This is a genomic window from Falsiroseomonas sp. (assembly GCF_030695085.1).
Lineage (GTDB): Bacteria > Pseudomonadota > Alphaproteobacteria > Acetobacterales > Acetobacteraceae > Falsiroseomonas.
Genome location: NZ_JAUYTS010000019.1, coordinates 1 through 1,185, shown reverse-complemented (window position 1 = coordinate 1,185; position 1,185 = coordinate 1). Strand labels below are relative to the sequence as shown.

2 protein-coding genes are annotated in these 1,185 nt (G+C 71.1%); both read left to right on the top strand.

Annotated features, from left to right (window positions below; all coding sequences use genetic code 11):
- Nucleotides 1–388, top strand: a 388-nt coding sequence (locus Q8S40_RS01915; RefSeq protein ID WP_305669087.1) for an extensin family protein, incomplete at its 5' end; no start/stop codon positions are given.
- A 309-nt stretch (nt 389–697) separates the two neighbouring features.
- Nucleotides 698–1,185, top strand: a 488-nt coding sequence (locus tag Q8S40_RS01910; RefSeq protein ID WP_305669086.1) for a hypothetical protein, incomplete at its 3' end; no start/stop codon positions are given.

Sequence of the window (1,185 nt, the reverse complement as noted above, 5' to 3'; positions counted from 1 at the left end):
GATGACCTGCCGCACCGCCCTGGCGCTCAGCATCTGGCGGCGGCAGTCGCTGGAGCCGGCGGCGCGCGAGATCCTCGGCTCGGACGTGGTCCAGATCGATCACATGGGCGCCTATGCCTGTCGCAACGTCAACAACGGCGGGGTTTCGAACCGGGTCAGCGCCCATGCCCGGGCGGCGGCGCTGGACCTGTCCGGGGTGCGGCTGCGCGACGGACGGCGGGTAACCCTGGCGGGGCACTGGACCGGAGACGCCCCGGAGGCGCGCTTCCTGCGCCGCATCCGCGACGACGCCTGCCGCATCTTCGGCACGGTTCTGAGCCCGGACTACAACGCCGCCCACGCCGATCACCTGCATCTGGAGGCGACGGAGACGCGGTTCTGCCGGTAGGGGCGTGGCGACGGCGGCGGGGTGCGCGCGTCAGCGCGAGCAGGTTCATCACAAAGGGCACAAAGGAATCACAAAGGACACGAAGGGCCGGTGCGAGCTTCGTGGCCTTCCTCCCTTCCTCGTGGCCTTGGTGATGAACCCTGCGCTGGCGCCGCAGACGGACCGGATGACGCTTCGCGTCGAAAGGGGAACGGTCCGGGAGAATTGGACGACGCCGGAAGCGCGACTCCGACGACGGCCGGTGCGAATTCGGAGATCATGGATACGCCTGCGTCCGATTCTGACGCAGGGGCGTGGTCTGGTCTCGCCATGGACCATTTCCGTCTCAGAAAATATCGCGGCCCCGAGGTGTGGATGCGGGTGCGTGACGCCTATGAGGCCGGCGAGAGCGGGCCGTCGGTGGCGCGGCGATTCGACGTCGGCCTGGCCAATCTGAGGAAGAAATGCCGGCGCGAGGGCTGGTCGCGGCGGCATCAGGCCGCGCGGGCGGATCGCGATCTGCCGCCGCGCGAACGGATCGCCGGACCAGACACGGACCCGGGCGCGCCCCCTGACGGGACCGATCCGCCCGCCGGCCCGGTCATCCGACGCCGCGCCCTCGATCGCGCCGCCGCCCTGCTTGTGGAGGGCCGCGCCGCCGAAGCGCTGGCCCAGCTGAAGGCGGCCGAGGCCCTGACCCGGCTGGCCGCGGCCGAGGCCGCGGCGGCGCCGGAGCCGTCCGAGGCGGAGTTCGAGGCCGTGCGCCGAAAGGTCGGCCTGATTATCGAGGAGCGCGCCGCCGAACTGGCCCATGAAAT